The sequence below is a fragment of the Nonomuraea endophytica genome (assembly GCF_014203235.1).
Lineage (GTDB): Bacteria > Actinomycetota > Actinomycetes > Streptosporangiales > Streptosporangiaceae > Nonomuraea > Nonomuraea endophytica.
The window spans coordinates 222560-247927 of record NZ_JACHIN010000007.1 but is presented as its reverse complement, the minus strand read 5'-3'; the positions used below and the strand labels follow the sequence as shown (position 1 = coordinate 247927).

General features: G+C 69.3%; 18 protein-coding genes, 1 pseudogene and 1 riboswitch. Of the genes and pseudogenes, 11 read left to right on the top strand and 8 right to left on the bottom strand.

Features of this window, described 5'->3' with window-relative positions; translation table 11 throughout:
* Positions 1-197 precede the first annotated feature (197 nt).
* The 7 genes from HNR40_RS26225 to HNR40_RS26195 form a co-directional block, all read right to left on the bottom strand.
* A complete protein-coding gene (locus HNR40_RS26225; protein WP_184966412.1) occupies positions 198-1868 on the bottom strand; it encodes a M28 family peptidase in 1671 nt (556 codons plus the stop codon).
* A complete protein-coding gene (locus HNR40_RS26220) occupies positions 1865-4138 on the bottom strand; it encodes a M4 family metallopeptidase (RefSeq protein ID WP_184965756.1) in 2274 nt (757 codons plus the stop codon). Before HNR40_RS26220 ends, HNR40_RS26225 begins: the two co-directional genes overlap by 4 nt.
* 87 nt (positions 4139-4225) lie before the next feature.
* A complete protein-coding gene (locus HNR40_RS26215) occupies positions 4226-5182 on the bottom strand; it encodes a LysR family transcriptional regulator (RefSeq protein WP_184965753.1) in 957 nt (318 codons plus the stop codon).
* Positions 5183-5975: 793 nt separating this feature from the next.
* The gene (locus tag HNR40_RS26210; RefSeq protein WP_184965751.1) at positions 5976-6677 is read right to left on the bottom strand and encodes a gamma-glutamyl-gamma-aminobutyrate hydrolase family protein; all 702 of its coding nucleotides are present in this window, start codon (positions 6675-6677) and stop codon (positions 5976-5978) included.
* Positions 6678-7187: 510 nt separating this feature from the next.
* Positions 7188-7952 (bottom strand): 3-oxoacyl-ACP reductase, encoded by a 765-nt coding sequence (locus tag HNR40_RS26205; protein WP_184965749.1) that lies wholly within the window; start codon positions 7950-7952, stop codon positions 7188-7190.
* Between the two features lie 2 nt (positions 7953-7954).
* Positions 7955-9298, bottom strand: coding sequence for an aldehyde dehydrogenase family protein (locus tag HNR40_RS26200; protein ID WP_184965747.1), 1344 nt, complete (start codon positions 9296-9298; stop codon positions 7955-7957).
* A 9-nt stretch (positions 9299-9307) separates the two neighbouring features.
* Positions 9308-10666 carry a glutamine synthetase family protein gene (locus HNR40_RS26195; protein ID WP_184965745.1) on the bottom strand — a complete coding sequence of 453 codons (1359 nt, stop codon included), beginning with the start codon at positions 10664-10666 and terminating at the stop codon, positions 9308-9310.
* 127 nt (positions 10667-10793) lie between these two features.
* Between HNR40_RS26195 and HNR40_RS26190 the strand changes: the two genes are divergently transcribed.
* Positions 10794-11498 (top strand): FadR/GntR family transcriptional regulator, encoded by a 705-nt coding sequence (locus HNR40_RS26190; protein ID WP_184966351.1) that lies wholly within the window; start codon positions 10794-10796, stop codon positions 11496-11498.
* Between the two features lie 14 nt (positions 11499-11512).
* Positions 11513-11596, top strand: a riboswitch (ZMP/ZTP riboswitch).
* Between the two features lie 14 nt (positions 11597-11610).
* A complete protein-coding gene (locus HNR40_RS26185; protein ID WP_184966349.1) occupies positions 11611-12474 on the top strand; it encodes a bifunctional 5,10-methylenetetrahydrofolate dehydrogenase/5,10-methenyltetrahydrofolate cyclohydrolase in 864 nt (287 codons plus the stop codon).
* Positions 12475-12709: 235 nt separating this feature from the next.
* On the opposite strand, the gene HNR40_RS26180 is transcribed toward HNR40_RS26185, so the two are convergent.
* Positions 12710-14533: a DUF2264 domain-containing protein gene (locus tag HNR40_RS26180; RefSeq protein WP_221340833.1), complete on the bottom strand. Its 1824-nt coding sequence runs from the start codon at positions 14531-14533 to the stop codon at positions 12710-12712.
* A gap of 94 nt (positions 14534-14627) precedes the next feature.
* On the opposite strand from HNR40_RS26180, the gene HNR40_RS26175 reads away from it, so the two are divergent.
* The 9 genes and pseudogenes from HNR40_RS26175 to HNR40_RS53735 all read left to right on the top strand — a co-directional run.
* A complete protein-coding gene (locus HNR40_RS26175) occupies positions 14628-15698 on the top strand; it encodes a substrate-binding domain-containing protein (protein ID WP_221340832.1) in 1071 nt (356 codons plus the stop codon).
* 886 nt (positions 15699-16584) lie between these two features.
* On the top strand, positions 16585-17898 hold the full coding sequence (locus HNR40_RS26170) for an ABC transporter substrate-binding protein (RefSeq protein WP_184965741.1): 1314 nt from the start codon (positions 16585-16587) through the stop codon (positions 17896-17898).
* 577 nt (positions 17899-18475) lie between these two features.
* On the top strand, positions 18476-19348 hold the full coding sequence (locus tag HNR40_RS26165; protein WP_184965739.1) for a carbohydrate ABC transporter permease: 873 nt from the start codon (positions 18476-18478) through the stop codon (positions 19346-19348).
* On the top strand, positions 19345-20178 hold the full coding sequence (locus HNR40_RS26160; RefSeq protein ID WP_184965738.1) for a carbohydrate ABC transporter permease: 834 nt from the start codon (positions 19345-19347) through the stop codon (positions 20176-20178). Before HNR40_RS26165 ends, HNR40_RS26160 begins: the two co-directional genes overlap by 4 nt.
* A 20-nt stretch (positions 20179-20198) precedes the next feature.
* The gene (locus HNR40_RS26155; protein ID WP_184965736.1) at positions 20199-21182 is read left to right on the top strand and encodes a hydroxyacid dehydrogenase; all 984 of its coding nucleotides are present in this window, start codon (positions 20199-20201) and stop codon (positions 21180-21182) included.
* A 24-nt stretch (positions 21183-21206) separates the two neighbouring features.
* A complete protein-coding gene (locus tag HNR40_RS26150; protein ID WP_184965734.1) occupies positions 21207-23285 on the top strand; it encodes a right-handed parallel beta-helix repeat-containing protein in 2079 nt (692 codons plus the stop codon).
* A 298-nt stretch (positions 23286-23583) separates the two neighbouring features.
* Positions 23584-24222 (top strand): hypothetical protein, encoded by a 639-nt coding sequence (locus HNR40_RS26145; protein ID WP_184965732.1) that lies wholly within the window; start codon positions 23584-23586, stop codon positions 24220-24222.
* Positions 24223-24249: 27 nt separating this feature from the next.
* Positions 24250-25005 (top strand): hypothetical protein, encoded by a 756-nt coding sequence (locus tag HNR40_RS26140; protein ID WP_184965730.1) that lies wholly within the window; start codon positions 24250-24252, stop codon positions 25003-25005.
* Positions 25002-25368, top strand: a pseudogene (locus tag HNR40_RS53735) (hypothetical protein); the annotation flags it as partial. The gene HNR40_RS26140 and the pseudogene HNR40_RS53735, both read left to right, overlap by 4 nt.

The window sequence follows — 25368 nt, the reverse complement described above, 5'->3', positions numbered from 1 at the left end:
CGCGTGTTGCTTGCCGGGTGTTTAACCGGATATATCGGGACTTTGCGGGGCGTGTGACCCAACGCATAGCGCGGCCGGCCGTCCCCCCGGATGAACGGCCGGCCACGGGGTGTGGCCGGGAACCTGGCACACCCCAGCGGTTCCCGGCCACGTCTGTACGACCGGCGCCTGGCGGGACGCCGGCCGTACATGCTCCTCTAGAGGCGCTGCCAGAGCGCCGGTGTGCCGGGCGGCTCCCAGCCGGGCAGGCTCGTGTGGCTCTGCAGGCACCGGTAGTTGGCGCCCTGGTAGCTCACGGTCGTGCCGGCCGTGTAGGAGGTGTACGGCGCCCATTCGGTGCCGGTGCTGCCCACGGTCAGGGTGAACGTGGCCGAGCGGTCCGTGCTGGTGCCGTCGCCGTTGAGCGTGATCGTATAGGTGCCGGCGGCGACCGAGGAGGCCGTCGCGATCGACACCGCGGAGGTCTGGCCCGCCGAGATGGTGGCCGGGTTGAAGCTCACCGTCACGCCCTGGGGAGCTCCGGAGGCCGTCAGCGCGATCAGCTGGGTCTGGCCGGAGGTGACCTGGGTGTTGACGGTGGTGCTCGCGCTGCCACCGGGCTGGACAGAGGCCGACGCCGGACTGACCGAGAACGAGTAGTCGTTCTGGACCTGCCCGATCGTCAGGTTGAAGGCGGTCGAACGGTCGCTGTCGGCGCCGTCACCGTTGAGGGCGATCTGGTAGCTACCGTTCGCCGCCGCCGCTGACGCCGCGACGGTGACCGTCGAGGTCTGGCCCGCCGTGATCGTCTGCGGGCTGAAGGAGACGGTCACCCCGGCCGGGACGTTGCCGGCGGAGAGGCTGACCTGCTGCGCCTGGCCGGAGGTGACCGCCGTGGTGAGCGTTGTCGTCGCCGACTGGCCGGGCTGGAGGGTCGCCGAGGCCGGGCTCACCGCGATGGAGTAATCGTTCTGCTGTGACTGGCCGACGGCCAGGGTCCACAGCGCGTGGGCGGCCGCGTCGGCGTTACGGTCGAGCGCGGTCGTGTTGATGTTGGACGGATAGGTGTCGCAGGCCGAGTGGTAGCAGCGGTCGAACGACTGGTTGGCCTGACCGCCCCACTTGGCGGCCTGGGCGGCCGTCTTGCGTTCGCTCGCCCCGGTGAAGACGCCGCCGACGCGTACGCCGGCGTTCTTGAACGAGGCGTGGTCGCTGCGTCCGTCGCCGATGCGCTCCGGCTCGGTCTGCACGCCGATCGAGGTGTAGTAGTCGTTGAACAGCCGCTGCAGGGCCACGTCGTCGTCATAGACGAAGTAGCCGGGGTTGGGCGAGCCGGTCATGTCGAAGTTGAGGTACGCCTCGACGCCCGCCGAACCCCCGTTCTGCACGTAGTAGCGGGACCCGATCAGGCCCTGCTCCTCGGCGCCCCACCAGCCGAACCTGACGTGCTTGGTCACCGTCGGCCGCTGGGCGGCCAGGGTCAGGGCGATCTCCAGCAGGGCCGAGGAGCCCGAGCCGTTGTCGTTGATCCCCGGACCGGCGGCGACGCTGTCCAGGTGGGCGCCGAGCATGATGGTCTGGTTGGTCGGGCCGCCCGGCCAGTCGGCGATCAGGTTGCTACCGCCGCTGAAGGTCTGGATCCGGGTGGTGTAGCCGGCCGCGTCCAGCTTGCCCTTGATGTAGTTGACCGAGGCGTTGTATCCGGGCCGTCCTGATGCCCGGTTGCCGCCGTTGGCCGACGCGATCGACTGGAGCTGACTGAGGTGGGCCGTCACGTTCGCGACCGGGATGTTGGGCGGCGCGACAGCCTGAGCGCTCGTGGCGCCCGCGAGGGGGGCCAGGGCGGCCACCACGATGGTGGCCAGCCCTGACACTAGGAGTTTCTTCACAGCGGCTGCCAGAGTGCGAGCACGTTCGGGGGCTCCCAGCCGGGCAGGCTGGTGTGGCTCTGGCGGCAGCGGTAGCTGGCGCCCTGGTAGGTGACGACCTGGTTGATCGTGTAGGAGGTGTACGGCGCCCATTCGGTGCCGGTGCTACCCACGGTCAGCGTGTAGGTCGCCGTCTTGCTGCCACTGGTGCCGGTGCCGGTGAGCGTGATCGGGTAGGACCCCGCCGCGACGCTGGAGGTCGTGGCGACGGTCACCTGAGAGCTCTGGCCGGCGGTGACGGTGGCCGGGCTGAAGGTCACCGTCACGCCCGAGGGCTGACCGGTGGCCGAGAGCGCGACCTGCTGAGCGGAGCCGCTGGTCACCGTGGTGTTGACGGTGGTCTGGGCGGAGCCGCCCGGCTGCGTCGAGCCGGACGCCGGGCTGACCGCGAACGAGAAGTCGTCCTGGACCTGCCCGATCGTGAGGTTGTAGGTGGCGTTCTTGTCGACCGCGGTGCCGTCCGCCGTCACCTGTACGGCGTGGCCGCCCACGGGGCTGCCCGCGGAGGTCGACAGGGTCAGCGTCGAGGTCTGGCCGGCGGTGATCGTGGCCGGGTTGAACTGGGCCGTCACACCACTGGGCAGAGTGCCGGCGCGCAGCGTGATCTGCTGGGCGTTGCCGCTGGTCACCGTGGTCCTGACCGTCGTGGTCACGCTGCTGCCCGGGTCGGCCTGGCCGGCGGCCGGGTCGAGGGTGAGCGAGAAGTCGTCGGTCGGGGCGGTGCAGGTCGGCTCGCCGGACTGGGCCGGCAGGCGGATGCCGTCGAAGGCGGCCTTGACCACGTTGAACTCGGCGCAGCTACCCGGCCACAGCTCCTTGGCGGCCTGCAGCGCGGCCACGCGGACCTTGGTGTGCGTCCACGGGGACGTCTTCTTGTTCAGCGTGGTCATGAAGACCTGGGCGGCCTTGCGGACGCCGATGCCGACGATCGCGGGGCCGTTGTCGCAGCGGGTGCTGGCGGGCTTGCCCTGCGGGTTGGTGCCTTCGGCCATCAGGTAGAACCAGTGGTTCTGCGGGCCCGCTCCGGCGTGCACCTCGGGGAAGGACCCCGGGGTGTAGCAGTTCGGGTGGCCGAGAGCCGACGGGTTGTACATGTTGCGGATCGGGCCGCCGCCGAGCGCGGGCTCCTCACCGACCAGGTAGTCCGGCGGGTCGTTCGGGTTGTTGGCGTAGTGCTCGGTCACGGCGCCGAAGATGTCACCGGTGGACTCGTTCAGACCGCCGGCCTCGTTGCCGGAACCCGCGCCGCCGGGCGTGGTCTGGAAGATGGCGTGGCCGTACTCGTGGCCGACGACGTCCATCGAGACCAGGTTCTTGCGGGCGCTGGCGCCGTTGTGGCCGAAGTTGGTGTACGAGCCGTTCCAGAAGGCGTTGGCCTGGGCCAGGCCGACACGTGCCGGGAAGCCGCCGCCGGAGCCGTTGATGCCGTTGCGGCCGACCCACTCCCGGAGCATGTCCCATTCCTTCTGGACTCCGTAGAGGACGTCGACGCAGGCGGTCGGCAGGTCGGTGGCGCCGCCGTTGCCCCAGGGGCTGGAGCCGGTGAAAGCGGAGCCGTTCTGGCCGCCGCACTGGATGCCGCGGCGGTTGGGGTCGACCATCGAGGTGGCCTGGGTGTCGATGGTGACGGTCCCGACGTAGTGGGACCGGCCTTCGGCGGCCTTGACCAGCTCGACCTCGTCGATGACCGCGCCGGTCAGCGCGTCGACGTAGACGGTCCGGTTGTTGGACGGGCCGGTGACGGTGGTCGCGTACGCCAGCCGCGGGGTCTTGCCCGCGGCGTGGATGACCAGCGACGGCGCGCTGACGCTGTCCACCTTCTTGATCCGTGCCTGTGACGTGGCGGCGGCGGTGGCCGCGCTCACCTTGGCCTTCGTGCCGACGTTGATGACGGCTTGCTGGCCGGTGGTGATGTCGCTGACCGACTGGCCCGACGCGTCCGTGGTGACGACGACCTCGCCGCCGTAGACGGGCAGGCCCTTGTGGGTGCGCGAGTAGGTCAGGAACTGCAGACCGTTCGCGCCGGGGGTGTTGGCCTGGAGGTGGTATGCGTCGTCCTGCGCGGTACGCAGGGAGGGAGCGTAAGCAGCAAGCGCGCCCTGCGCCGAGGTGACGGCGCTCTTGGCCTCACTTGGAGTTGGGGGATCTTGTACGGCCTGCGCCGCCTGGGGTACCAGGGCCAGCGCCAGCGCGACTAACGCGGCGGCCGACAGTTTGAGCTTGGGGTTCACTCTCGTGGCTCCTTGGGGGGTGTGAATCTGGCTGGAGTCAACCCCAAGCTGACATCGGGGGCTCACGGACCGTAACCCCACAATTTGTCATAACGTCACACTATGGGCGCCATGTCGCCGCAGCCACGCGTTGTACGTGGGGTTGCGCATGGCCTCCGACCAATAGGTTTTGGTGACCGCCTGGACGAGGTCCTTGGCGTGCGGAGCCAGCGCTCCGTGCTCGGTCCAGCCGATCAGGTGACGCATCTTCATCGGCGACCCGACCAGCGGCCGGATCACGATGCCGTCCCGCGCAGGGCTCGTGGCCTGGAACAATCCGACGCAGCGGCCCTCAGCGATCAGGTCGAGCGCGACGCTGAGGTCCACCTTGAACCCGACCAGCGGCGAGAACCCGTGATCGGCGCACGCGGTCCAGAAATGCTCACGCGGCCCCGACTCCAGCAGCGCGTGCTGCGCCCACTGCTCCTTGGCGAGATCCGCCAGATCGATCTCGTCGTGTGCTGCCAGAGGGTGACTGGCCGTCAACCCCACGAAGACCGGCTCGATCGCGATCTCGGCGTAGACGGCGCCCTGGGGTGGTTGCAGTTCGTGACCGGGATAGTCGTCGAGCGTGGCCAGTTCGATGCGCTCCGACTCCAGCAGACCGGGCAACACCTCGGTCGTCTCCTCGGTACGGAGGCTGATCTCGGCCTCCGGCAACAGGCGGCGCAACGCCTTGGCCGCGTAGATGGCCAGCCGGGTGAGGGCGCAGCCGACGCGGATGGTGTCGCGCTCGTCCCGCGCGTGGCGCCGGGCGTCACGCGCTAGGTCATCGAAGGCGGGTAAGACGGAACGCGACCTCAACAGCAGCCAGCGGCCTAAGGGAGTGGGCGTCGTCCCTTCGCGGCCCCGCTCGAACAGCGGGCCGCCGAACTGCCGCTCGATGCGGCGCAGCTGCGCTGCGAGCGCTGGCTGGGACATCCCGAGCGACGTCGCCGCCTTGGAGATGCTCCCGGTGTCCGCGATCGCACATACGACTCTGAGATGCCGGACCTCGAGCTCCACACTCTGAGAGTAAAAGTAAAGAAGCTTTCCAGTAAGACCCAATTCAGAATTCGCTGCTGACCTGGCGTTCACTGGCCCGACATGACCCCGCTATGGGGCGTCCTACCTCGTGGTCTATCGGAATGAGGTGGTTCGCGGCTTTTGCGGGGGATCGTGACCACCGACTTGACAGCCACCCCCATCTGACCGGACAGGACCCGGTGAAGACGTCCGGCGGTACGCGCCCGGGTGGCCGGAGGCGGGGCCGTGGCCGCGCCCGCCAGAGCGCTTCCCGGGACCGGCGGCGCTCACACGGGCGGTGCCGGAGGCCGTGTGGTGGTGGCGAGAGGCGGTGCCGGAGCCCCGGTCGTGATGGCGAGGCCCGGTCGGAGCGGCCGATCTGACGGGCCGCTCGGACTACGGGGCGCTCGGACTGCGGGCCGCTCGGACTGCGGGCCGCTCGTGGCGAGCGGGATCGCCTCCCGCGGGCCAGGTGTTGATGGCTAGGGGCGGTGTCGCGCACCGGGTTGTGGCCGCGCGCATCGAAGGGCCTTCCAGGACGGGCGACGTTCGCGAGGGGCGTGCCGGAGGCCGTGTCGTGGTGGCGTGGCCCGAGGGTTTCCGTGACCAGTCGCGCTGGAGAGGTGGCGTCGCCGGGATTGCCGGGGCTGCGGGTGCTCGTGAGGCCTGGTGATCGGGTTGGTGTGTGGGTGCTGGGCCGAGGGGTTGGGTGGGTGGTGGGCCCGGGGGTTGGGTGGGTGGTGGGCCCGGGGGGTTGGGTGGGTGATGCGTCGGGCGTTGGGTGGGTGGTGGGTCAGGGGGTTGGGTGGGTGGCGGCGGTGGTTAGGGCGTGGAAGAGGGCGGGGTCGGTGCCGGCCTCGGGGTGCCATTGGACGGCCAGGGCGAAGGGGTGGGTGTCCAGTTCGATCGCCTCGATGGTGCCGTCCTCCGCGCGGGCGCTCACGGTCAGGCCGGTGCCCAGGCGGTTGACGGCCTGGTGGTGGTAGTGGGGGACGTCGAGCGGGTCCTGACCGAGGACCTTGGCCAGGCGGGTGCCGGGCTCGGCGCGTACGGGCAGGTGCCCGAACGTACCCGGCGCGGGGGAGTGCCCCTCATGGCCGGTCACGTCGGGCAGGTGCTGGTGAAGGGAACCGCCAAGGGTGACGTTGAGCACCTGGAGCCCACGGCAGATGCCCAGGAAGGGCAGCCCGGTCTCCAGGGCAGCGGACATCAGGGCGAACTCCGCTTCATCACGAAATTTCCGGATGTAGCCGACACGGTCGTGGGCAGGCTCGTCGTACCGGCCGGGGTCGATGTCACCGCCTCCGGCCACGATGAGACCGTCCAGCCGGGTGACGAGCTCGGCCGGCTCCCCGGCCGGCGGCAGGATGACCGGCTGCCCACCGGCCGCCGCCACCTGCTCCACGTACATGTACGGCAGGAGCGCCGTGTCCATCTCCCACACGGTGAACCGCGCGGGCTCCACGTAACAGGTGATCCCGATAACGGGCCGCATGCTCATCCCTCCATCCTCATACATCCGCCTGCCCACCCCACCCCACCCCACCCCGGCCCGGGGCGGGCAGGGCGAGCCGAGCGTGTTGGCGGTCGGCCGCGGGAGTGGGTCAGCGTGGGTCGTCGCGGCGGCCCACCCCGCGCGGCCGCCTGCCGTGGCCCTGGAGTGCCGCCCGCCCTGCGCGGCGGGTGGCGGGGGCGGCGGCTTGCCGTAACAGCTCAAAGGCCCCGTAAGGAGCGAGAGGCCCGCAACCGCAGATCAAAGGCCCGCACAGACCGAGAGGCCCGCAACAGACCGAGAGGCCCGCAACGGCAGATCAAAGGCCCGCACAGACCGAGAGGCCCCGCAACGGCAGATCAAAGGCCCGCACAGACCGAGAGGCCCGCAACAGACCGAGAGGCCCCGCAACGGCAGATCAAAGGCCCGCAACGGATGAAAGATCCGTAACAGACCGAGAGGCCCGTAACGGATGAAAGGCCTGCAAGAAGACATCAGACCCCGCAAAAGAGATCAGAAGGGGGTGACATAGGCGCCGGAGATGCCGCCGTCGACGAGGAACTCCGAGCCCGTGATGAAGCTGGCGTCGTCGCTGGCCAGGAAGGCGACCGCGGCGGCGATCTCGGTGGCTTCGGCGAAGCGGCCGACCGGGATGTGGACCAGGCGGCGCTGGGCGCGCTCGGGGTCCTTGGCGAACAGTTCGCGCAGCAATGGGGTGTTGACCGGGCCGGGGCACAGGGCGTTGACGCGGATGCCCTCGCGGGCGAACTGCACTCCGAGCTCGCGTGACATGGCGAGCACTCCGCCCTTGGACGCGGTGTAGGAGATCTGCGAGGTCGCCGAGCCCATCACGGCCACGAACGAGGCGGTGTTGATGATGGAGCCCTTGCCCTGCCGCTGCATGTAGGGGATGACGTGCTTGCAACACAGGTACACGCTGGTGAGGTTGACTTCCTGCACGCGCCGCCACGCGTCGATGCCGGTCTCCAGGATGGAGTCGTCGTCCGGCGGCGAGATGCCGGCGTTGTTGAAGGCGATGTCGACGCTGCCGTAGGTGTCGAAGGCGGTCCTGTACATGCGGGCGACGTCCTCGTCGCTGGTCACGTCGGCCTTGACGAAGATCCCGCCGACCTCCTCGGCGGCCTTCTTGCCGGCGTCCTCGTCGATGTCGACGCAGACCACCCGGGCGCCCTCCTCGGCGAACCTGCGCGCCGTGGCCAGCCCGATCCCGCTGCCCGCGCCGGTGATCACGGCGACACGGTCTTGCAAACGCTGCATGTCTACGACTCCCAGGAGATGAAAACGTTTTTGGTCTCGGTGAAGGCGCTGAGGGCGTCGGGGCCGAGCTCCCGGCCCAGGCCCGACTGCTTGAATCCGCCGAACGGCGTCCAGTAACGCACCGACGAGTGCGAGTTGACCGACAGGTTGCCCGCCTCGACCGCGCGCGCCACCCGCAGCGCGCGGCCGACGTCGCGGGTCCAGATGGACCCGCTCAGGCCGTAGGGGGTGTCATTGGCGATACGTACGGCGTCCGCCTCGTCCTGGAATGCCACCACCGACACCACGGGCCCGAAGATCTCCTCGGTGAACGCGCGGTCGGTCACCCGCGAGGTGAGCACGGTGGGCGGGAACCAGTAGCCGGGCCCGTCCGGGCAGGCGCCCTGCAGGTGCGGCTCGGCGACGAACCCGCGTACCCGCTCCAGGTGTTCGGCGCTGATCAGCGGGCCCATCTCGGTGCTCTCGTCGAGGGGGTCGCCGACCTTCACATCGAGTACGGCGGCGCCCAGCCTCTCCAGGAACTCCTCGTACACGGTGTGCTCGACCAGGATGCGCGATCGGGCGCAGCAGTCCTGGCCGGAGTTATCGAAGACGGCATAAGGCGCGGTTTTGGCCGCTTTTTCGAGATCGGAGTCCTGAAAGACGATATTTGCGGACTTGCCGCCCAGCTCCAGCGTCAGCCGCTTCACCTGGGCCGCCGCCTTGGCGGCGATCTCCTTGCCCACCTCGGTCGAGCCGGTAAAAACGATTTTGGCAACGTCCGGATGTTCGACCAGCCGGGCGCCGGCGACCTCGCCCGCCCCGGGCAGCACCTGCAGCACGCCCTCCGGCAGGCCCGCCTCCAGGGCCAGCTCGGCCAGCCGCAGCGCGGTCATCGGCGTCCACTCGGCCGGCTTCACGATCACGGTGTTCCCGGCCGCGAGCGCGGGCGCGACGCCCCAGGTCATGACGACCATGGGGAAGTTCCACGGCACGATCACGCCCACGACGCCCAGCGGCTCCTGGAAGGTGACGTCCACGCCGCCGGGCACCGGGATCTGCAGGCCGTGGTTGCGTTCCGGGGCGCCGGCGTAGAAGTGCAGCACGTCGCGGACGTTGCCGGCCTCCCAGCGGGCGTTGCCGATCGTGTGGCCGGCGTTGGCGACCTCCAGCTGGGCCAATTCCTCGCCGTGGCGGTCCACCAGGTCGGCGAACCGGCGCAGCAGCCTGGCCCGGTCGCCCGGCGCCACCGCGCGCCAGCTCGCGTACGCCCGCTTGGCACGCTCCACGGCCCGGTCGGTCTCGGCCGCGTCGGCGAGGTCGACCTCGGCCACCACGGCTTCGGTGGCCGGATTGATGATCTTCATGCTGTTCCCTTACAGACGTTCGAAGCCGCGGAACATTTCCCAGTCGGTGACCGCCGCGTCGAAGGCGGCCAGCTCGACGCGCGCGTTGTTGGCGTAGTGGGCGATGACGTCCTCGCCGAAGGACTCCCTGGCCAGCTTCGAGCCCTCGAACAGGGCGAGCGCGTCGCGCAGCGTGTGCGGCACGGTCTCGGCGCCGGAGGCGTAGGCGTTGCCGGTGAAGGCGTCCTCAAGGTCGAGCTCGTGGTCGATGCCGTGCAGGCCGGCCGCGATCAGCGCGGAGACGGCCAGGTAGGGGTTGACGTCGCCGCCGGGCACCCGGTTCTCCACCCGCAGTGAGTGGCCGTGTCCGACCAGGCGCAACGAGCAGGTGCGGTTGTCCACGCCCCACTTGACGGCGGTCGGGGCGAAGCTGCCCGGCACGTACCGTTTGTAGGAGTTGATGTTCGGCGCGTAGAAGAGCGTGAGCTCGCGCATGAAGGCGAGCTGGCCGGCGATGAAGCGGGCGCCGAGCTCGGACATGCCGTGGGGTCCGTCGCCGGCCATCACCGGCTCGTCGGCGCTGCCGCGCAGGCTGATGTGGATGTGGCAGGAGTTGCCCTCGCGCTGGTTCGGCTTGGCCATGAAGGTGATCGAGCGGCCCTCCTGGGCGGCGATCTCCTTGGCGCCGGTCTTGTAGATCGAATGGTTGTCGCAGGTTTTCAGCGCCTCGTCGTAGCGGAAGGCGATCTCGTGCTGGCCGAGGTTGCACTCGCCCTTGGCCGACTCCACATACAGCCCCGCGCCCTCCATCTCGCGCCGGATCCGGCGCAGGAGCGGCTCGACGCGCGCGGTGCCGAGCAGGGAGTAGTCGACGTTGTAGAGGTTCGCGGGGGACATGTCGCGATATCCGCGCTTCCACGCCTGCTCATAGGAGTCCTCATAGACGCAGAACTCCAGCTCCGTGCCGACGAACGCGCGCAGTCCCCGCTCGTCCAGGCGGGCGAGCTGCCTGCGCAGGATCTGCCGCGGCGAGGCGGTCACGTCGGTGTCGTCCTCCCAGGTCAGATCGGCCATGAGCAGGGCGGTGCCCTCCTGCCAGGGGATCCGCCTGAGGGTGGAGAGATCCGGTTTCATGACGAAGTCGCCGTATCCGCGTTCCCACGACGACATCGCGTAGCCCTCGACGGTGTTCATATCCACGTCCACCGCGAGCAGGTAGTTGCAGCCCTCGGAGCCGTGCCGCAGCACCTCCTCCAGGAAGAACCGGGCCGAGAGGCGCTTTCCCTGCAATCTGCCCTGCATGTCGGCGACGGCGAGCAATACGGTGTCTATGCGCCCAGCAGCAACTTCGTCCCGCAGGTCGGAAACGGACAACAATCCGGTGCTCACGTGAGGATGCTCCGATCTGGCCACGGCGGTTTCCCGTTGATTGGGCTAGTGTTAGACCATTGAGGTCCATGGCGGGATCGATTGTCAAGGCCCTGTGGCGGGGTGGGGGGAGCCAAGCGTGAACCCGTTGACGGTGCTGCGCCCCGTGCGCGCGGGCAATGCGTTCGAGGAGACCGTGGAGCGCTTGCTCCAGGCCATCAAGCTGGGCGTCGTCGCGCCCGGCGAGAAGCTCCCGCCCGAACGCGAGCTCGCCGTCCAGCTCGGCATCAGCCGCGTGACGCTGCGCGAGGCCATCCGCGCCCTGCAGGACTCCGGCTTTCTCGATGTACGGCGCGGCCGTTACGGCGGCGCCTTCGTCACCTATGTCCCGCCGCAACCCGGCACCGGAGCCCTGCGCAAGGTCGTCACCGACATGGGCGACGACGACCTGTCCGACGCCCTCACCTTCCGCATGGCCGTGGAGTGCGGCGCCGCGCAGGTGCTGGCCACCACCCCGCTCGACGAGGACCGCCGCCGGATCCTGCGCCGCCGCCTGGACGACCTCAACGCCGCCACACCCGCTGAGTACCGCCGCCTCGACACCGCCTTCCACCTGGCGATCGCCGAGCTGACCGGCTCCCCGCTGCTCGCCGCCACCTGCGCCGACGCCCGGCTGCGGGTCAGCGACCTGCTCAACGCCATCCCGATGCTCCAGGTCAACATCGATCACGCGGCCACCCAGCACGAGGCCATTGTGGCGGCGATCCTGTCCGGAGATCCGGAGGCGGCGCGGCGTGCCGTGGCAGAGCATCTGGAAGGCACCGCGGCGCTTCTGCGCGGTTTCCTGTCCTGAGCCTTCTGGCATCCTAGAAGGAGCGCGACTGGCGGCACAGAGGATGGAATCGACCATCGGGGAGCTCGTCGTGGAAGCCGACCGCCTGGGCGACCACGTCGCGAGGAGAGCCATGACCCGCATGCTTCCCGGCGGCCCGGTGGCGCAGAGTGTCCTGGAGGACGTCGCCGCGCGCGCCGCCGTACTGACTGCGAAGGGTGTCACGCCGTCGCTGGCCACGATCCTGGTCGGCGACGACGACGCCAGCGCCGGATATATCAGGATCAAGCAGCGGCAGGCGGCGGAGCTGGGCTTCGACTCACCGCACACCCACCTGCCGTCCGACGCAACCCAGGCCGACCTCCACGCCGCCATCGCCGCCTACAACGACGACCCGGCCGTGCACGGGCTGCTGGTGCAGTACCCGGTGCCCCGTCACCTCGACTACGACGCGGCGCTGCAGTCCATGGACCCCGACAAGGACGTGGACGGCATGCACCCCCTCAACATGGGACGGCTGGCGCTCGGCATGCCCGGCCCGCTGCCCTGCACGCCCGCCGGGATCGAGGCGCTACTCGCCTTCTACGAGATTCCGGTGGCGGGGCGGGAGGTCGTGATCCTCGGCCGCGGCGCCACCCTCGGCCGGCCGCTGGCCACGCTCCTCAGCCAGAAGCGGCCCACGGCCAACGCGGCGGTGACCGTGGTCCACACCGGCGTGCCCGACTGGGCCCGCTACACGCAGCGGGCCGACATCCTCATCGCCGCCGCCGGGGTGCCGGGGATCATCCAGCCCGAGCACGTGAAGCCTGGGGCTGTCGTCGTCGGCGGTGGGGTTCGGTATGAGGGGCGGCGGCTGCTGCCTGACGTGGACGAGTCGGTTGAGGCGGTGGCGGGGGCGATCACGCCTCGGGTGGGCGGCGTGGGGCCGACGACGGTGGCAATGTTGTTCCGCAACGCGATCATGGCCGCGGAAAGAGCCGTAGGCATGCCGGCTTGACCACGCTCCGTGGCTCTTCGGGCCTGACCACGCTCCGTGGCGCTCCCGGCTTGACCACGGCTCTGTGGCTCTCCCGGCTTGACCACGGCTCTGTGGCTCTCCCGGCTTGACCACGGCTCTGTGGCTCTTCCGACCTGACCACGCTCCGTGGCCCTTCCGACCTGACCACGCTCCGTGGTCCTTCCAGGGTGATCACCCTCCGGCATGCCGTGGTCCTTCCAGGGACACCGGAGGGTCATCGACCTTCCGGTGTGATGGGCCCTTCCGGAGTGATGACGTGGACCACCCCGTCCGGCCAGGTGAGCGTGACCTCCGGCCCGTTCACCTCGGCTGACGGGAGTTCGGGCAGGTCGTGGGCCAGGACCGCGGCGCTCACCCACCAGCCGGTGGCACCGGTGCCGGTGAGGGCGGGGACCAGGGCGGGCCTGCCGAACGCCGTGCCCTCGGGCGCCTCCAGCACCGACGGCGTCACCGCCCCAGCCAACGGAATCAACCACGACCCCAGCCCGTCCCCACCCCACACAACAGCCCCGCCCACTGTCCTCCCGGCGCATCCACCCGTGTTGTCCACAGCCTGTATGGCGGAGCCGCCCGGGGCCGTTGCGCCGCTTTCGTCCGTGGTCCCCACCACGCGGTCGTCTGGAGCGGCCTGGGCCAGTGCCCAGCCCGTCTCGCGGCCCACCTCGCCATAGTGCAGCCGCACCTCCACCTCCCCGCGCACCACGCTCACACTGGCCACCCCGGTCCCCTTACCGAACGAAGCAGCCCAAGCACCGTCACCCAGCGAACCAGCGCCCCGGGGAACGATGCGCCCGCGGGAACCGGTGCCCGCGTGGTTGTCCGGGATGTCGGTGGCGGTGGTGGGGCCGGTGCGGGTGGAGTAGGCGTAGCGGTCGTAGAGCGGGTCGCCGGGGTGGTGCTGGCTGCCGTGGTTGACGACTCGGGCGAGGCCGCCGGTGTTCTGGACGATGAGGCCGGGACCGGCCAGCGCCCGCACCCCCTGCGGCCCCGGCTCCTCGGTGGCCGTCCAGACGGGGTGGTCGGCGGGCAGGAGAAGGCCGAGGAAAGCCTTCGCGGCCCAGTACGGCGAGGCGGACCCCGAGTACCCCTGCAGCGACGGTTCGTGTGGCCCGTGCCAGCCGAGCGTGAGGATGCCCTCCGGTGACAGGGCGTCGTGCTCCAGGAAGCGGCGGAGCGTCGCCGAGGCGATGCCTCTGGTCTGGCCGGGTGTCAGCGGGGTGGACTCGGCCAGCGCACCGGCGAAGAGCGAGGCGGTCGAAGCGAAGCGGTAGGTGAGCGATCGACCGTGATAGAGCATGCCGCCTTCACTGTCGAACATCAGCGCATAACCGGTCAGGAACTCTCGGAGCCGCTCGCCGTACCTCTCGACGGGGGATTGGGACAGCAGCGCGAGCAGGACCGGATACAGGTGCATCGCCCAGCCGTTGTAGTGGTCGAAGGAGCGGTTGGCGCCATCGGAGTACCAGCCGTCGCCGACGTACCAGGGTTCGATGCGCTCCAGGCCGCGCCGCACGGCCGCCTCGGCCTCCTCGACGTGGAACCCGGCGGCCGCGAGGAAACCGCCGACCATGACGGGGAACAGCCACCAGTTGTTGTCCACCGGCTCATGCCGGAGCGCACCGGCCAGGTAACCGGCCACGCGGTGCTGGACGTCACCGGGCAGGCGGTCCCAGAGCTGCTCGCGGGTGAGCCACAGCCCGATGGCGATCGACGCCGCCTCGACCATGGGCTGAGTACGCTCCCCGACCGGCTCCCAGACCTCAGGCCCCGCAAGCAGCCCGCGCCCATAGGGTTCGAGCAACTCGACCGGCCCCCCACCGGCCACCCTGAAGGATGCGAGCAGGAACGTCCTCGCATACCCCTCCAGTCCGTCGCATCGCGAAGAGCTCTCCCGACCGGGCAAGGTGATCACGGCGCCGTCCGCGGAGCGATACGGTTCCACCGCGCCCAGCAGGCCGTCGGCCACCGCCTCCCAGTGGGCACGGGTCCACCCCGTGAGCGGGCTGAGCGAACGGTCCTCTGGCGGAAGGGGGAACATGCACCACTCCATGGGATCTCCGACTGTGATCGAACGAAAGCATACGTTCACATTCGCACGCTAGGATCAGCACGACCGAGTCGAAGGGGCCACCGTGTTCGTCGAGCAACGCCATGAACTCATCCTGCGCGAGGTGAGCGAGCGCGGATCCGTGCGACTGACCGACCTGGTCGAGCGCGTAGGCGTCTCCATGGTGACCCTGCGCAGAGACGTGGAGCACCTGGCCGCGCAGGGGTTGCTCAAGCGCGTGCACGGCGGCGTGACCAGGGTCCGCACCGACCTGCCGGGCTCACCCGCCGCCGACACCCCCACGACACCCGCCACCGGCGACACGACCCTGACCATCGGCATGCTCGTCCCCTCGGCCACCTACTACTACCCGGCCGTCATCAAAGGCGCCCGCGAACAGGCCGCCAAACTCGGGGCAAGGCTGGTGCTCGGCGTCTCCCGCTACGACGAGGCCGAAGAACGCCTCCAGGTAGCCCAACTGGTAGCCGGAGGCGGAGTAGAAGGCCTGCTGCTCACCACCACTCGCCAGCCCGACGAGTCCCACGGAGACTGGCTAGCCGGCCTGAAGGTGCCAACAGTCCTGGTAGAACGCCGAGCAGGCCTGGGCGGCCCCGCCTCCCTCCTGGACGCCGTGGCCTCCCACCACGCCCACGGCGCCTTCCTCGGCGTCCGCCACCTCGCCGCCCTGGGCCACAAACGGATAGCCATGGTCACCCGCGAAAGCCCCACTGCCCCGCGCGTACGCCAGGGCTTCGAAGCGGCACTGCGCGACCTCGACCTGTCCGGCTACGCCGACCTCGGCATCGACCAGGAGGGCCCGTCCCACAACCAGGTGGGCGACGTCGTGCGCGCCGTCCGCGCCGAGGGGGTGACGGCGCTGCTCGTCCACAACGACGAGGACGCGCTGCTCCTGGTCCAGCACCTGCGCTCAGCAGGCGTCACCATCCCCGACGAGGTCTCCATCGTCGCCTACGACGACGAAGTAGCCGCCCTGAGCGACCCGCCACTGACCGCCGTAGCCCCACCAAAAAGCGCAGTAGGCGCCCACGCCGTAGACCTCCTGATCCGCCGCCTAACCATCGGCCCCCAAACCCCCCGCCAACACATCGCCCTCCTCCCCGAACTCCGCCCCCGAGCCTCCACCCGCCCCCGCTAACCCGCCCGCGCCGCCCGCCTTCGTTTCTGCCGCCTTCTCTATCGCCCCCTCTTTTCGCCGCCTTAGTCGCCTCCGCCTTCTTTCGCTTCTGTTCTTTTCTGCTCCTTCAGCTTCCCTCCCCGCAGCACCACGCTCGCAGCACCACGCCCGTTGCGCTGCGCCCGTTGCGCCGCCCCCGTTGTGGCGTGCCACTTGCGCTGCCCCGTGACGCGTTGCGGCGCACCTTCGCGTTCCGCCAGCCTTCGTGCTGTCCGGCTGTCCGGCTGTTCGGCTGTTCGGCTGTCCGGCTGTCCGGCTGTCCGGCCGTCCAGCTCTGCGGGCTCTGCGGGCTCTGCGCGCTGCTCCCTTGCAGTGCGCCAGCTCCTTGCTGTTCGGCAGTCTGGTTGTGCGGGTGTTCGGTTTGTGTTGGTGCCCGCCTCTGCGCGGCGCTCCCTTTGGGGTGCGACTCGTGCCCGTGTTGCGCGCGCCTTCGTGCTGCGCCCCCGTTGTGTTGCGCCGCCCGTGTTGCGCCCCCGTTGTGCGCCGCTTGTGCGCCGCTCGCGTCCCGCTTGTGCTGCGCCCTCCCCGTTACGGCAAGCCGCCCCGCCCGCCCCGCCGTCGTGGGTTGCCGCCTGTCGAGCGCTGGTCGTGAGGGCTAACGGGGTTGCTCGCCGTAACAACTCCGCTCTTGCCCGGCCACCGTTCCGCTCTTGCCCGGCCACCGTTCCGCTCTTGCCCGGCCACCGTTCCGCTTTTGCCCGGCCACCGTGGCCGGAGGGGTTGGGCGGTTGTGAGAGTGGGGTTTCGAGATGGAGTTGTAATGATCGAATGGTAGACATGTGTTCGGTTGTGAGCGAATGATGCTCCAGAACGATCGGATTTCGATCGATTGCGAGAAGGAGCATCGATGGAGCGTAAGCGCGCTGCCGCCGGTCTTGCCGGGCTGATGGCCGGGATCACCATGCTTGCGGCTTGCGGTGGTGGTGGGTCAGAGGCGGGGGCCGGGGGTGGTGGGGAGCCGGTTAGCGTCACGTTCTGGGGCTGGGCCAAGGGCACGCAGCAGGTCGTGGACGCCTTCAACAAGTCGCACAAGGACGTCCAGATCAAGTTCGAGGAGATCCCCTCGGGCAACGCGGGCGGCTATGCGAAGTTCGCCAACGCCGTCAAGGCCGGGAACGCGCCTGATGTCATGTCGATCGAGTATCCCCAGCTGCCTGACTTTGTTAATCAGGGCGCCTTGCAGGACATCACCGCTGACACCGCTGACGTCAAGGGGAAGTATCCGGGCTCCGTCTTCAGCCTGGTCGAGCTGGGCGGGAAGACCTGGGGGGTGCCTATGGACGCGGCGCCGCAGGTGTTCTTCTATCGCAAGGATCTGTTCGAGAAGCACAAGATCGACGTGCCCGAGACCTGGGACGACTTCAAGGTCGCCGCTTCGAAGGTGAAGAAGGCGGACGGCAAGGCGCGGATCGCCACGTTCTTTCCTGATGATCCCAGTGTGCTGGCGGCGCTCGCCTGGCAGGCGGGGGGCAAGTGGTTCGGGACCGAGGGAGATGCCTGGAAGGTGTCCATCGCGGATGAGGCCACCAAGAAGGTCGCCGACTACTGGCAGGGCCTGGTCAAGGACGACCTCGTGCATGTGCAGGCCTCGTTCTCGCAGCCTTGGAACGCGGCCTTCGAGGACGACAGCCTCTGGGGCTATGTCGGCGCCAACTGGGGTGCGGGCGTCATGAAGAGCGGCCATGCGGGGCAGTCCGGCAAGTGGGCGATCGCGCCGGTGCCTCACTGGGGGACTCCGGCCAGCGGCATGCTCGGCGGCACCACTTTCGGTGTCTCCAAAAACAGTAAGAACAGTAAGCAAGCGATCGAGGTCATCAAGTGGCTGACCGGGTCTGAGCAGGCTTGGACGGCCCGCCTGGCCTCCGGCACCTCCAGTGGCTTCCCTGCCATCGCCGAGCTGGTGCCGGTTGCGGCCAAGAGCTTCGACGCCTCGTTCTATGGCGGTCAGGACATCTACTCGCTGTTCGCGGAGTCGTACAAGACCGTTCAGCCGGGGTGGACGTGGGGGCCGAGCATGGTGCAGACCCTCACCGCCTTCAAGGACTCGCTTGGCAAGGTGGGCACCGGTGAGACCACGATCCCGTCGGTCCTGGACACCGTGCAGACCGCGACGGTCAACGAGATCAAGGCCCGCGGGCTGAACGTCGCCGCCCAGCAGTGACACCGGAAGGGCACATCTCTCCGTGCCGGAAATGACCCGCCGTATCGGAAAATGACCCGTCGTATTGGAAGGGTCCCGCTGTATCGGAAAGGACCCGCTGCGCCGGAAGGGTCCGGCGTGCAAGAAGGGGTCCCTATGCGCCGGAAGGGCCCGGCCCATACCGGGAGGGTCCGGCCGTGCGCGGAAGGGTCCGTGCTGCGCCGGAAGGATCCCGGCGGACCCGGAGGGTCCGGCCGTGCGGGGAGGGATCCGGGCTGCGCCGGGAGGATCCCGGCGTGCCGGAAGGGCCCGGCGACACCGGAAGAGGCCGGCGGTGCCGGGAGAGGTCCGCGCTGTGCCGGGACAGGCCCGTGCTGTGCCGGGAGAGGTCCGTGCTGTGCCGGGAGAGGTCCGCGCTGTGCCAGGAGAGGTCCGCGCTGTGCCGGAAGGGTCCCGGCGACACCGGAAGGGCTGGCGGTCTCGGGAGATGTCCGCGCTGTGCTGGAAGGGGCCCGCTGGGCCGGAAGCCGTACTGAAGAGGGTCTCGCCGTGTGGGGAGAGGTCCGTGGTGTGCCGGAAATGATGACGAAGGAGCAGTATGCGTAGTGAGGCGGTGCGGCGGCGGGGGGCGGTTGCGCTCTTCGTGGGGCCGTTCTTCGTGCTCTTCGCCGCGGTGATCGTGGCGCCGCTGGGCTACGCGGTCTATCTGAGCCTGTTCAGTGAGAAGTCCTCGGGCCTCGGGTTCGGTGGGACCGAGACGGTTTTCGTGGGGCTTGGGAACTATCTGGACACCCTGAAGGACCGGGCGTTCACTGACGGGTTTCTGGTGATCGTCGGGTACTGCCTGCTCTACATCCCGCTGATGATCGGCGGAGCGCTGGGGCTGGCGTTGCTGCTCGATTCTGGGCTGGCGCGGCTGCGGAGGTTCTTTCAGCTGGCGTTGTTCATGCCGCACGTGGTGCCGGGCGTGATCGCGGGGCTGATCTGGCTCTATCTCTATCTGCCGGGGATCAGCCCGATCGTGGATCTTCTGGGCGGGGTCGACTTTCTCGGCGGCGGGGCGGTGCTGGGGTCCATCGTCAACGTCGCGCTCTGGGAGTGGATCGGCTACAACATGATCATCTACTTCGCGGCGCTGCAGGCCATCCCGGCCGAGGTGCTGGAGGCGGCGCGGATGGACGGCGCGGGCCGGTTGCGGACCGCCTTCAGCGTGAAGCTGCCGCTCATTCGCGGCGCGGTCATCACGACGCTGCTGTTCACGATCATCGGCTCGCTGCAGTTGTTCACCGAGCCCATGGTGTTCGACAACTCCAGTGACGGCGTGGTCAGCACCTGGACCCCGAACATGTACGCCTACAACGAGGCGTTCGGCAACAACGACTACGGCCAGGCGGGCGCCGCCTCGATCCTGCTGGCGCTGCTGGCCGCCGTGATGTCGTACGTCGTCACCAAGTGGAGCAACCGCCGATGAAGTGGATGTCCCGGGCGACGGTCAACCTCTTCCTGGTGATCGCCGCTCTTTACACGCTGCTGCCGCTGACGTGGCTGCTGTTCGCCTCGACGAAGACCCTTGACGACCTGTACGGCACGCCGGGCTTCGCCTTCGCCGACTTCAGCCTGATCGACAACATCCGGGCGGTGAGCAGCGAGAACGGCGGCATCTTCTTCCGCTGGTACCTCAACAGCGTCCTGTACGCGGGGGCCGGAGCGGCGGTGAGCGCGCTGATCTCGGTGATGTGCGGCTTTGCCTTCGACAAGTACGCCTGGTTCGGCAAGGAGAAGATGTTCGGCCTGGTGCTGCTCGGCGTGCTGGTGCCGACCACCGCGACGGCGCTGCCGCTGTATCTGCTGGCCTCGAAGGTGGGCGTGGTCAACACGTTCTGGGCGGTGTTCGTCCCGGCGCTGGTGCATCCGTTCGGTGTCTATCTGTCCCGCGTGCTGTCGGCCGGTTACGTACCCAATGAGGTGCTTGAAGCGGCGCGCTCTGACGGTGCGGGGGAGGTGCGGGCGTTCGTGCGGGTGGCGCTGCCGATGCTGTTGCCCGCGTTCGTGACGATCTTTCTGTTCCAGTTCACGGCGATCTGGAACAACTTCTTCCTGCCGCTGGTCATGCTCAACGACCAGCATCTCTACCCGCTCAGCCTGGGGCTGTTCACGTGGGAGAAGCAGGGCAACGCGTTCCCCGAGTTCCACACGCTGGTGATCACCGGCTCGCTGCTGTCGGTGGTGCCGCTGCTGATCGTGTTCATGTCGCTGCAGCGGTTCTGGAAGGCCGGGATGACGGCGGGCAGCGTCAAGTGATTGATCTTTCGGGGGAGTTCATGAAGAGGCCCAGGACGCTGGTCGCCATGGGCGCACAGGTCGCGCGGCGGCTGCTGCGTGAACCGGTCAGAAGCCGTCTCGCGCTGGTCGCCGACGTGGATCCGGATCTGGTGGTGACCGATTTCGCCGACGCCGACCTGGCCGAGGTGGAGGTGCTCTACACCTCGTGGGGTTGCCCGATGGTGACCGCCGAGGTGCTGGCCAGGGCGCCCAGGCTGCGCGCGATCGTGCACGCGGCGGGGTCGGTCAAGCATCACGTGAGCGAGGCCTGCTGGCAGCGCGGCATCCAGGTCTCCAGCGCCGCGGCCGCCAACGCGGAGCCGGTCGCGGAGTTCACGCTGGCCGCGATCCTGTTCGCGAACAAGCGGGTGTTCGACATCGCGCGTGACTACCGCGCGAGCCGTACCGGCAGAGATTGGGACGCCCGATACCCCGGCTTCGGCAACTACCGTCGCACGGTCGGTGTCGTGGGCGCCTCCAGGATCGGGCGGCGGGTGATCGAGCTGCTGCGGCCGTTCGACCTGGAGGTGCTGGTCAGCGACCCGTACCTGCACGAGGACCTTGGCGTCGCGCACGTTGGGCTGGACGAGCTCGTGGCCCGCTGCGACGTCGTCAGCCTGCACGCGCCCGATCTGCCCGAGACCCGGCACATGATCGACAGAGCCCGGCTGGCCGCCATGCGCGACGGCGCCACGCTGATCAACACCGCCCGCGCGGCCCTGGTCGACCAGGACGCGCTCACCGCCGAACTGGTCTCGGGCCGCCTGCACGCCGTGCTCGACCACACCGCCCCGGAGATCCTGCCGTCCGGTTCCGTCCTCTATGACCTGCCGAACGTGCTGGTCACCCCGCACATCGCCGGTTCGCTCGGCGGGGAGCTGGCCCGCATGGCCGATCTCGCCGTGGACGAGCTGGTCCGTTATGCCCGCGGTCTGCCCTTCGCGCACGGAGTGGAGCCCGCGAGTCTGTCCCGCTCCGCCTGATTCCGACCTTCTGGAGAGCAATCGATGCGCTTAACCCCCCGTCTGGCGCTCCTGACCGCGCTCGTCGCGGCCTGCGCCGGGCTGACCGCCGCCCCGGCGCAGGCCGCCGCCGCACGTAACTTCTTCGTCGACTGCCAGGCCGCCCCCGGTGGCTCCGGCCGTGACGCCGCCCGGCCACTCACCGCGCTGGCGCAGGTCAACGCGATCGTGTTCCGCGCGAAGGACACGGTCAAGTTCCGCGCCGGCACCGTCTGCACCGGCCGCCTCGAACCACTCGGATCCGGTACGGCGGGCCGCCCCGTCACCTTCACCTCCTACGGCGCCGGCCCCAAGCCGATCATCCAGGGCGACGGCGGCGAGTGGGCCGTTCACCTGGTCGACAACAGCCACGTCACCATCGAGAAGCTGCACATCACCAACCCGGCGCCGGTGACGGGCAAGCGGACCGGCGTCCAGTACAACTCCACGACGGCCGCGCCCAAGGCCGGGCTGGTGCTGCGCGACCTGGAAATCTCCGATGTCGCCGGATGGGGTGACAAGACCGGCGCGAACGCCTCCTGGTTCGCCTACTCCGCGGGCATCAGCATCCAGGCGCTGCCCGACGGCGTGCCTGGCCCGATCGACGGCATCACGATCACCGGCAACTACATCCATGACACCGGCGGTGGCGGGATCAAGATCAGCCGGAAGGGCAACGACTACCACCGCAACGTGCTCATCGCCCGCAACACGATCAGGGCGGTCGGCGGCGACGGCATCGTGGTGCACGCCTCGGAGCGGCCGCTGGTGGAGCACAACCTGTTCGACGAGGGCGGGGCCGGGAAATACCCGTACATCGACGGAAATTTCGCGGGCATGTGGCCGATCAACTCGGTTGACCCAATATTTCAGTACAACGAGGTGACCCGCCAGCGGCCCACCATCTACGACTCCACCGCCTGGGACTGCGACGGCGGCATCAAGGGCACCTGCCTTTACCAGTACAACTACTCGCACGACAACGCCGGAGGCTTCTTCCTCGGCTGCCAGGGCTGCACCGAGTTTCCCAACTACAAGGCGACCGCCGTTCTACGTTTCAACATCGCCCAGGACGACTGCCGCATCGCCAACACCGACAACGCGCCCTTCCGCGTCTACAACAACACCTTCTTCTGCTCCAGCCAGAAGGTGGACATGCGGCTCAACCAGGACACCCGCCTCGTCAACAACATCTTCTACGCCGCCCACGGCGCCTTCCCGACCGGCACCGGCATCACCTACGACGCCAACGTCTACCACGGCGGCATCACCCCGCCCGCCGGTGACGCCCGCGGCATCACCGGCGACCCAGGGCTGGCCAAACCCGGCACCGCGACCGGCGCCGGTGACGTGGACGGATACAAGCTGCTCGCCGGATCGCCTGCCTTGGGCACCGGGGTGGCTGTGGAGGGGCTGGGTGCCCGTGACTACTTCGGCAACCCGTTGACGACGTTGAGCAGGGGCGCCTACTCCGGCGGTCCCGTGGCGGCGGAGCCGTACCGGAGGATCGAGGACGCCTACAACAACGTCGGCGTCAGCTCCGACCTCAACCCGAACACCGGCGGGCTGTCCACCAGCGGACGCAGCTATCCGGGGCAGGGGCTGGAGAGGGCCGGGCTCGTTCCCGGGCGGGCGGTGAGCGTGCTCGGCGCGTCGTTCGTGTGGCATCCGCGCCCGTACGGCTGGGCCGACAACGTGAAGGCGGCCGGTCAGACGATCCGGGTGTCCGGGAAGGGAGCGAAGCTCGTTTTGCTGGGGACCGGGGTGTTCAAGGTGCGGGAGGGTGAATTCACCGTTACCTACACCGACGGCAGCGCCGAAGCCAAGACGGTGCGGTTCGGGGACTTCTGGGATGCCTCGGCGCCTTCCGGCGGGGTTGTGGTCGCTCGTACGGACTATCACAACATCACCCAGACCAGCCACAAGAACCCGGCCACCGGGCAGACCCGGGAATCGGGCGTCTCGGTCTTCGGCTACGCGGTCCCCTTGGACCCGGGCAAGACGGTCGCCTCGGTCACGCTGCCTGCGGGGAGCCCGCTCGCGGACGCCGGTCTGCACGTCTTCGACATGAAGGTCACCGGCTGACGCCATGACACACACCACCCCGCACCATGAGCGACCAGGGCAGAACGAGAGATCCGCGCGTCTTGACGGGGTCCCGCGCCCTGCCCGGGTCGAGGCTGGGCGGGCTGATTCGGTCGGGTGGCGTGACGGGCGCCCCGGATCGCGTGGCGGGCGCGCCGGGTGGCGTGTTGAGCGCCCCGGGTGGCGTGGCGGGCGCGCTGGGTGGCGTGTTGGGCGCCGCAGGTCGCGTGGCGGGCGGTCCGGGTGGTGTGGCGGGGGCCCCGGATCGCGTGGTGGGCGGGGCTGGTGGCGGGTTCTGGTGCTGGTCGTCGGCGGGATGCTCGTCGCCGCCTGCTCCCTCGCCCCGCACGCCGCTCCTCCGGGGAGCGTTTCCCCGGAGGAGCGGGACGAGGTGGTGGTGCTGGTTGATGGGGAGCCGGTGGTGCGGGCGGAGCTGGAGCGGGGCATGAACACCGCTCGGGCCGGCGTCGCCGCGGCCAACGGAGGAGCCATCCCGCCTGACCGGCTCAGGAAGGAGGGGCTGGCGCTGGCCGTACAGGACAAGGTGCTGCGGTTGTGGGCGCGGGAGGAAGGGCTGCTCGCGGACGTCAGCGAGGCGGGGTTCGCGGCGGCGCTGGCGGCGGAGAACCGCCGCCGCGAGCAGGCCCGCGCGTCCGGCCGCCCGCTGCCGGGGGTGCCGTCCTACGACGAGTACACGTTCGCCGGGCTGCGTGCCGCCGAGCTCAGGAAGGCGCTGGCCGACCGGCTGGACCTGCCGCGCGAGCGGGTCCGCGCCCACTACGACGAGCTGGTGAAGGACCTCACGGGCGAGCCGCCGACGTTCGCGGAGTCCGAGCAGCGGGTACGGCTCTCGCTCGCCGACCGCGAGGTCACCAGAGAACTGGTCAAACGCCTCCAATCCGCCCAGGTGACCCAGCCGTCGCGCAAGGTGCACTGAACTGCTCGTACCATCGGTTTCAGGGCTATGGGGTATTGGTTCGAGCACAGCATCGTTGCGACGGGGCGGCTACCGCTGTTCTGTTTCTTCGTCGCGCTCATCGGCGCCTTCGTTTTCGTGCGCATCAACGTCCGCTTGATCCGAGCCAAGATCGGATGGTTCCGCAACGTCAGCGTGGGTGAGATGCACATCCACCACGTGGTGTTCGGGGTCGTGCTGATGCTGATCGGCGGCGTCACCGGGCTGGTCGTGGCGACGGCGTCGCAGCTGTGGTTCGCGGTGGCGGCCTCGATCTTCGGGGTGGGTTCGGCGCTGGTGCTGGACGAGTTCGCGCTGATCCTGCACCTGCACGACGTGTACTGGGAGGAAGAGGGACGAACCTCCGTCGACGCCGTCTTCATCGCGGTCGCCGTGACCGGGCTGCTGCTCATCGGACTGCGGCCGCTGGTCGTGGACCTCTGGGGCCTCGCCGACACCACGCTGGTGATCGTCTGCAACCTCGTGCTCGCCGTGGTGACCCTGCTCAAGGGCAAGATCTGGACGGGTCTCGTCGGGCTGTTCGTGCCGCTCGTCCTGGTCGTCAGCGCGGTACGGCTGGCCCGTCCCGGTTCCCCCTGGGCGCACTGGTTCTTCGCCGGACGCAACCCGCGCAAGCTCGCCAGGGCCATCCACCGGGAGGACCGCTGGCGCCGACCGGTGATCCGCGCGAAGATCGCCTTCCAGGAGTTCGTCTCGGGACGGCATGACCTTCCCTCCACCAGGAAGCGGCGAGGACAGGTGTGAAGGATCGGCTACTGGCCGCCGCGCGGCCCGTCTGTCAGAGGTACGGGCTGGCGCTCGTCGGTGGGCACGCGTTGGTCGCGCATGGACTTACCGATCAGTCGGTAGAAGATCTGCGGCTGGCGACGGCGGCCGACGTCCCGCTCTACGACGTGACCGACGCCGTCGCCCGGGCCTTCGAGGAGGCCGGGCTGGAGGCGCGGGTGACCGAGGCAGGCCTCCGGGTGGGCCGCCTGCTGGTGACCGACGAGGTGAGCCACCTTCCCGAGCCCTCGCCAGAGCACCTGCCCGAGCCCTCGCCAGAGCACCTGCCCGAGCCTTCGGCAGGGCATCTGCCCGAGCCTTCGCCAGAGCACCTGCCCGAGC

Coding starts and splice junctions, on each gene's coding strand:
- HNR40_RS26210 (WP_184965751.1), bottom strand. CDS start 6,677: ATGCGGCCCGTTATCGGGATCACCTGTTACGTGGAGCCCGCGCGGTTC.
- HNR40_RS26205 (WP_184965749.1), bottom strand. CDS start 7,952: ATGCAGCGTTTGCAAGACCGTGTCGCCGTGATCACCGGCGCGGGCAGC.
- HNR40_RS26200 (WP_184965747.1), bottom strand. CDS start 9,298: ATGAAGATCATCAATCCGGCCACCGAAGCCGTGGTGGCCGAGGTCGAC.
- HNR40_RS26185 (WP_184966349.1), top strand. CDS start 11,611: ATGACCCGCATGCTTCCCGGCGGCCCGGTGGCGCAGAGTGTCCTGGAG.
- HNR40_RS26180 (WP_221340833.1), bottom strand. CDS start 14,533: ATGTTCCCCCTTCCGCCAGAGGACCGTTCGCTCAGCCCGCTCACGGGG.
- HNR40_RS26170 (WP_184965741.1), top strand. CDS start 16,585: ATGGAGCGTAAGCGCGCTGCCGCCGGTCTTGCCGGGCTGATGGCCGGG.
- HNR40_RS26165 (WP_184965739.1), top strand. CDS start 18,476: ATGCGTAGTGAGGCGGTGCGGCGGCGGGGGGCGGTTGCGCTCTTCGTG.
- HNR40_RS26160 (WP_184965738.1), top strand. CDS start 19,345: ATGAAGTGGATGTCCCGGGCGACGGTCAACCTCTTCCTGGTGATCGCC.
- HNR40_RS26155 (WP_184965736.1), top strand. CDS start 20,199: ATGAAGAGGCCCAGGACGCTGGTCGCCATGGGCGCACAGGTCGCGCGG.
- HNR40_RS26150 (WP_184965734.1), top strand. CDS start 21,207: ATGCGCTTAACCCCCCGTCTGGCGCTCCTGACCGCGCTCGTCGCGGCC.
- HNR40_RS26140 (WP_184965730.1), top strand. CDS start 24,250: ATGGGGTATTGGTTCGAGCACAGCATCGTTGCGACGGGGCGGCTACCG.